Origin of the sequence: uncultured Methylobacterium sp., assembly GCF_964242245.1 — a bacterium.
In the GTDB taxonomy this organism is placed as follows: Bacteria; Pseudomonadota; Alphaproteobacteria; order Rhizobiales; family Beijerinckiaceae; genus Methylobacterium.
The window spans coordinates 9,427-16,282 of record NZ_CAXTBY010000092.1 but is presented as its reverse complement, the minus strand read 5'-3'; the positions used below and the strand labels follow the sequence as shown (position 1 = coordinate 16,282).

The 6,856-nt window shown below is 70.0% G+C and carries 6 protein-coding genes and 1 pseudogene; 6 read left to right on the top strand and 1 reads right to left on the bottom strand.

Features of this window, described 5'->3' with window-relative positions; genetic code table 11:
• The 6 genes from ACFE8Y_RS16475 to ACFE8Y_RS16450 all read left to right on the top strand — a co-directional run.
• Window positions 1-1,091 (top strand): DNA translocase FtsK (locus ACFE8Y_RS16475; protein ID WP_375465462.1); only part of this gene is annotated, 1,091 nt, incomplete at its 5' end.
• 259 nt (window positions 1,092-1,350) lie between these two features.
• Complete coding sequence (gntA, locus tag ACFE8Y_RS16470) at window positions 1,351-2,046, top strand: guanitoxin biosynthesis heme-dependent pre-guanitoxin N-hydroxylase GntA (RefSeq protein WP_375465463.1); 696 nt, start codon at window positions 1,351-1,353, stop codon at window positions 2,044-2,046.
• On the top strand, window positions 2,039-2,680 hold the full coding sequence (locus ACFE8Y_RS16465; RefSeq protein ID WP_375465461.1) for a DUF1989 domain-containing protein: 642 nt from the start codon (window positions 2,039-2,041) through the stop codon (window positions 2,678-2,680). Before gntA ends, ACFE8Y_RS16465 begins: the two co-directional genes overlap by 8 nt.
• 181 nt (window positions 2,681-2,861) lie before the next feature.
• A complete protein-coding gene (locus ACFE8Y_RS16460) occupies window positions 2,862-3,014 on the top strand; it encodes a DUF3096 domain-containing protein (RefSeq protein WP_375465460.1) in 153 nt (50 codons plus the stop codon).
• 166 nt (window positions 3,015-3,180) lie between these two features.
• Window positions 3,181-5,871 (top strand): pyruvate, phosphate dikinase, encoded by a 2,691-nt coding sequence (ppdK, locus tag ACFE8Y_RS16455; RefSeq protein WP_375465459.1) that lies wholly within the window; start codon window positions 3,181-3,183, stop codon window positions 5,869-5,871.
• Window positions 5,872-6,119: 248 nt separating this feature from the next.
• Entirely contained in the window at window positions 6,120-6,371 is a 252-nt protein-coding gene (locus ACFE8Y_RS16450; protein WP_375465458.1) for a hypothetical protein, read from the top strand.
• A gap of 30 nt (window positions 6,372-6,401) precedes the next feature.
• On the opposite strand, the pseudogene ACFE8Y_RS16445 reads toward ACFE8Y_RS16450, so the two are convergent.
• Window positions 6,402-6,856, bottom strand: a pseudogene (locus ACFE8Y_RS16445) (peptidase domain containing protein); the annotation flags it as partial.

The window sequence follows — 6,856 nt, the reverse complement described above, 5'->3', positions numbered from 1 at the left end:
CCGGCACCACCGGCTCGGGCAAGTCGGTGGCGATCAACACCATGATCCTGTCGCTCCTCTACCGGATGAAGCCGGAGGAGTGCCGCCTGATCATGGTCGACCCGAAGATGCTGGAGCTGTCGGTCTACGACGGCATCCCGCATCTCCTGTCGCCCGTGGTCATCGACCCGAAGAAGGCGGTCATCGCCCTCAAGTGGGCGGTGCGCGAGATGGAGGAGCGCTACAAGAAGATGTCGAAGGTGGGCGTGCGCAACATCGACGGGTTCAACGCCCGGCTCGAGGAGGCGCGGATGCGCGGCGAGGTGATGACCCGCACCGTCCAGACCGGCTTCGACCGGCAGACCGGCGAGGCGATCTACGAGAACGAGGAGATGGACCTCAGCCCGCTCCCCTACATCGTGATCGTGGTCGACGAGATGGCCGACCTGATGATGGTGGCGGGCAAGGACATCGAGGGCGCGATCCAGCGGCTGGCGCAGATGGCCAGGGCCGCCGGCATCCACCTGATCATGGCCACGCAGCGCCCCTCGGTGGATGTCATCACCGGCACGATCAAGGCGAACTTCCCGACCCGGATCAGCTTCCAGGTGACGAGCAAGATCGACAGCCGCACGATCTTAGGGGAGATGGGCGCCGAGCAGTTGCTGGGTCAGGGCGACATGCTGTTCATGGCCGGCGGCGGGCGCACGACGCGGGTGCACGGGCCGTTCTGCTCGGACGCCGAGGTCGAGAGCGTGGTGGCGCACCTCAAGCGCCAGGGCCGGCCGGCCTACCTCGACGCGGTCACCGCCGGCGACGAACCGGAGGAGGCCGGAAAGGGCAAGGTCCCGGACGAGGCGATCGAACTCGACGGCGCGGTGTTCGACCAGGGCTCGTTCGGCGAGGCCGGGGGCGACCTCTACGATCAGGCGGTGCAGGTGGTCTTACGCGACAAGAAGGCGTCCACCAGCTACATCCAGCGCCGGCTCCAGATCGGCTACAACCGCGCCGCCTCGATCATGGAGCGGATGGAGCAGGACGGCATCGTCGGCGGCGCCAACCACGCCGGCAAGCGCGAGATCCTGGTGGAGGCGGACGGCCAGGGGCTCTGAGACCGGGCCGGCGGGCGGAAGGCCGCGCGCCGGGCGCAGGGGTTGTCCACACCCTCCTGCGACCGATCGCGGCGGAATCGGCCCCGGCTCGGAACCGGGCCGGCCGACGGCGGTTCCCACGGTCCACGCGCAGGTTCTGCTCCCGATCTCAGCAACCGCGCTCAGATTTTGTTCACACGCGCAGGATTCCATGCTGTCACACGCGGCTCATCGCGGGTTTTCGCTCGTCGCCGACCTCTCGACCCAGCAGCCGACGCCGATTCCGATGCCGCGCGACGACGCCGAGCATCCCCTCGCGGAGGCGTTCCGCGCCTTCATTCGCGCCCAGCCCTTCCCCTGCGTCGGCGCGAAGTCGGCGCTGTCGCGGGGGCGGATGAAGATCGTCGTGGCCCGCGACATCGCATCCGGCTGGGACGACACCCGGATCTATCCGGCGCTGCTGGCCTTCATCGCCCGCTATCGCGCGCGTCCCGAGCTGTTCCAGAGCTTTGCCGTGGTGTTCGAGGGTCCGCACGACCTCTCGGAGGAAGCCTTCGAGGCGAGCCTGTGGGCGCGGGTCCAGTCGCTGTCCGACAAGGACGGGTTCCTGGGGCAAGCCTACGACCGGCGCGTCTCGGCCGATCCGGAGGACGCACACTTCTCCCTCAGCTTCGGCGGCGAGGCGTTCTTCGTCGTGGGGCTGCATCCGCGGGCGAGCCGGCCGGCGCGGCGCTTCTCCGTGCCCGTGCTGGTGTTCAACCTGCACGACCAATTCGAGCGCCTGCGCGCCGAGGGGCGCTACGAGCCGCTACGGGCCAGCATCCTCAAGCGCGACGCGGCGCTCGCCGGCTCGGCCAACCCGATGCTGTCGCGCCACGGCGAAACCTCCGAGGCGCGCCAGTACAGCGGCCGGGCGGTCGAGGCCGGCTGGACCTGCCCGTTCGGCGGCCGGACCGTGGGGCGCGACGATGCCTGATCGCGCGGCACGGCCGGAAGGGTGCGGCCACCACACCATCGCCCCGCGCTCGGGCACCGCCTTCACCCTGGACAAGGGACAGTTCCTCGTGGTGACGGACCCGGAAGGCGAGCAGGTGGCGGATCTGCTGGCCTATCGGCGCGACGACCTCGACGAGGTGATCTCCTCGGGCCGCACGCTCGACTATGCGAGCCGGATCTACCTGACGACGGGCGACCCGATCTACTCCAACCGCTCGAACGTGCTGCTGCGCATCATCGCCGACACGGTCGGACGGCACGACTTCCTGCTGACGCCGTGCTCGGCCGACACCTTCCGGATCATCTACGGCGACGCCGACCCGCACCGCGGCTGCTTCGGCAACCTCGCCGCCGCGCTGGCAGCCTTCGGCATCCCGCCGGACCGCATCCCCACCGCCTTCAACATCTTCATGAACGTGACCGTGGATGGGCGCACAGGAGACCTGAAGGTCGAGCCGCCACTCAGCCGGGCCGGCGACGCCATCGTGTTCGAGGCGATGGCGGACTTGGTGATCGGGCTGACCGCCTGCTCGGCGCTGCAATCCAACAACTACGCCTTCAAGCCGATCCGCTACGAGGTCGTCCCGGCCGGCCGGTGGCCGCCGAGTGCGTGAGCGGCGCAGCGCGCGGCGTCCGAATGCGGGGCCGGCCCGGGTGCGCTTGGCCCCGGGTGCGCTTGGCGCGGGAGCACGGTCCGCGTCCGATAAGGTCTACGCCGCGTCGGACGATCGGGAACCGACCGGCTGCGCGCACGTCGTCCCGACGCGGCCAAGCTTGGCCGCGGGAGTCCCCGCCATGACCATCAGCATTTCGCATCTACAACCGATCATCGCGATCCTCGCCGGCATCCTGATCCTGATCGCGCCGCGGCTCCTGAACTTCATCGTCGCGATCTACCTGATCGTCGTCGGGGTGATCGGCCTCGGCCTGTTCCGCGGCCTGTCCTGAGCGCGGATCTGGCCGAGGCGGGGGTGGGGCTGACATCGACCGCAAAGCGTCACGCCGTGCGCGGCGCGGATGCCGCCCGTTCATCTTGTGTTGCGACGTGGGATGGTCCACCCCGCCGCCACGGGCCCGGGGCCGCCACGCCCTCTTCTGGACGAACGGAATCGACATGACGAGCGGCACCGCGAAGTGGGTCTACGCCTTCGGCGATGGCCGGGCCGAGGGCAAGTCGCAGATGCGCGACCTGCTCGGCGGCAAGGGCGCCAACCTCGCCGAGATGTGCAACCTCGGCCTGCCGGTGCCGCCGGGGTTCACCATCACCACCGAGGTCTGCACCGCCTACTACGCCGACGGCCGGACCTACCCGGCCGAACTGAAGGGTCAGGTCACCGCCGCCCTCGCCCAAGTCGGCGCGATCACCGGCAAGCGCTTCGGCGATCCGGCAAATCCCCTGCTGGTCTCGGTGCGCTCGGGCGCGCGGGCCTCGATGCCCGGCATGATGGACACGGTGCTCAACCTCGGCCTCAACGACGCCACCGTCGCCGCGCTCGCCGAGAGCTCGGGAGACCCACGCTTCGCCTACGATTCCTACCGCCGCTTCATCACGATGTACGCCAACGTCGTGCTCGGCGTGGAGCATCACGCCTTCGAGGAGGCGCTGGAGCACTACAAGGCGGGCAAGGGCTTCGACCTCGACACCGAGCTCGGTGCCGGCGACTGGAAACACCTGATCGAGCGGTACAAGGTGATCGTCGCCGACGAGCATGGCTCGGCCTTCCCGCAGAAGCCCGAGGACCAGCTCTGGGGCGCGATCGGCGCGGTGTTCGATTCGTGGATGATCCCGCGGGCCAAGAAGTACCGCGAGCTGAATGGCATCCCCGAGAGCTGGGGCACGGCGGTCAACGTGCAGGCGATGGTGTTCGGCAACATGGGCGACACCTCCGCCACCGGCGTCGCCTTCACCCGCAACCCGTCCACCGGCGAGCGCGCGCTCTACGGCGAGTTCCTCATCAACGCGCAAGGGGAGGACGTGGTCGCCGGCATCCGCACCCCGCAGGATATCACCGAGAAGGCGCGGATCGAGGCGAAGTCCGAAAAGCCGTCGATGGAGCGGGCGATGCCCGACTCCTACGCCGAACTGACGCGGATCTACGGCATCCTCGAACACCATTACCGCGACATGCAGGACATGGAGTTCACCATCGAGTCGGGCAAGCTCTGGATGCTTCAGACCCGCAACGGCAAGCGCACGGCCAAGGCCGCGCTGCGCATCGCGGTCGATCTCGCTGGCGAGGGCCTGATCACGCAGGAGGAGGCGATCAGCCGGATCGAGCCCGGCGCCCTCGACCAGCTCCTTCACCCGACCATCGACCCGAAGTCGGAGCGGAAGGTGATTGCGCAGGGGCTGCCGGCCTCGCCGGGGGCCGCCACCGGCGAGATCGTGTTCAACTCCGAGGATGCCGAGGCCGCCCGCAAGGCCGAGCGCAAGTGCATCCTCGTGCGCATCGAGACCTCGCCGGAGGACATCCACGGAATGCACGCCTCGGAGGGCATCCTGACGACGCGCGGCGGCATGACCTCGCACGCGGCCGTCGTCGCCCGCGGCATGGGCAAGCCCTGCGTCTCGGGCGTCGCCTCGATCCGGATCGACTACAAGGCGGGGACGATGACGGTGGGCGGCGTGACGCTCAGGGCCGGCGACAGCCTCACCATCGACGGCTCGACGGGGCAGGTGCTCCAGGGCGCGGTGAAGATGCTGGCGCCCGAGCTGTCGGGGGACTTTGCCACCCTGATGGGCTGGGCGGACGCGCACCGCACCATGAAGGTGCGCGCCAACGCCGACACCCCGACCGACGCCCGCGCCGCCCGCGACTTCGGCGCGGAGGGCATCGGTCTGTGCCGGACCGAGCACATGTTCTTCGAGGGCGACCGCATCGTCGCCGTGCGCGAGATGATCCTGGCCGACGACACCGAGGGGCGGCGGGCGGCACTCGCCAAGATCCTGCCCTACCAGCGGCAGGACTTCGTCGCGCTGTTCACCATCATGTCGGGCCTGCCCGTCACGATCCGGCTGCTGGATCCGCCGCTGCACGAGTTCCTGCCGCACTCGGACGAGGAGGTGCAGGAGGTCATGGAGGCGACCGGCGTCCCCGAGGAGAAGATCCGGCACCGGATGCGGGAGCTCTCCGAGTTCAACCCGATGCTGGGCTTCCGCGGCTGCCGGCTGGCCATCGCGTTCCCCGAGATCGCCGAGATGCAGGCGCGCGCGATCTTCGAGGCCGCCGTGCAGGCCGCCGAGGAGACCGGCGCCCCGGTGACGCCCGAGGTGATGGTGCCGCTGGTGTTCTCGCGGGCCGAGTTCGACATCGTCAAGGCGCGCATCGACGCCACCGCCAAGGCGGTGTCGGAGGAGACGGGCAAGGCGATCGGCTATCAGGTCGGCACGATGATCGAGCTGCCGCGCGCCGCGTTGAAGGCTGACGAGATCGCGCAGACGGCGGAGTTCTTCTCCTTCGGCACCAACGACCTGACCCAAACCGCGCTCGGCATCTCGCGGGACGACGCGGCGACCTTCCTCGGGCCCTACACCCAGAAGGGGATTCTGGCCGCCGACCCGTTCGTGACGATCGACCAGGAGGGCGTCGGTGAGCTGGTGCGCATCGGCGTCGAGCGCGGGCGCTCGGTGCGGCCGGACATCAAGCTCGGCATCTGCGGCGAGCACGGCGGCGATCCGGCCTCGATCGGCTTCTGCCAGGAGGTCGGCCTCGACTACGTCTCCTGCTCGCCCTACCGCGTGCCGATCGCACGATTGGCCGCCGCGCAGGCGGCGCTCGGCAAGGTCTCGGGCAAGGAGGGCTGAGCGTTCCGGATGCACGCCGTGTTCACGGGTCGGAAGAGGGCTCCGCACCGCTGCCCGGGGCCGGTCGCTGTCGGCCGGGCCGCCTCGGAAACGTCCCGGCAGTCAGTCCGCGAGAAACCTGCGCGAAAAAGGGCGTCGCGGCGGCGAACCTCTGCCGTACGGCCACGTTGAAAACGAGCGGCGAATTCGGATGCGCGCGAGCGTCTGACGGTTCGACCGGGCGTCAGCGATCCGCGGGAATGACGGCCATGACCGACGCGACCTCCTCCCAGCTCTATCTTGGGGAGAACCCCGGAACCGTCCCGCTTCCCCGCGTGGTGGAGCGCGCCGGCCTCTGGCTGCTGGCCACCCTCGGCGGCACGTCGCTTGCCGCAATCCTGGTCTTCGCCGTGGCGACCCAGAGCAGTGCGGAAGCCGAACGCCTCGCCGGAAAGGGCAGCGGCTACACCGCCACCCTGGTCTCGGCGCTGGCCGTCGCCCACGCCCGGCGGCTGCCCTGAACCGCGGAGCGGTTCGAACCTCGCATCGTCTCAGCGGCTTCCCGGAACCGCCCGCGTCGCCGAACCGGTGAAGCGCGCGGCCGTCAGGTCGTCGCCGGGACTGCGCCGGCCGAAGCGCGTCGTCACGGATTCGGGCAAGGCCCCAATCAACGCAGCCGGAGGGGCGTCCGGGTGCGGACGGGCGAGCGCGAGCCGGATGGGCGCGACGCGGCTCGCCGGCCGCGTTGCGTCGGCGTTCGTCGAGACCGCATCGAACAGCGCGCGAAGCTGAGCCTTCGCGTCGGCATCGGCCGGAACCAGGGCGGTCGCGCGGCGTAAGGATGTCACGGTCGCGACGTTGGCCATGCCGACGCCGCCGAGGCTGGCGAGTTGGGCCGGACGGGCCGGGGGCAGGGGCATCGCCAGGGCCGCGGCGGCGAGGGAGGCGAATGCGGCGGGCCGGCGCGGCGGCAGCGGTGCCATGGTCGCCGGGAGTGCGTCGGCGG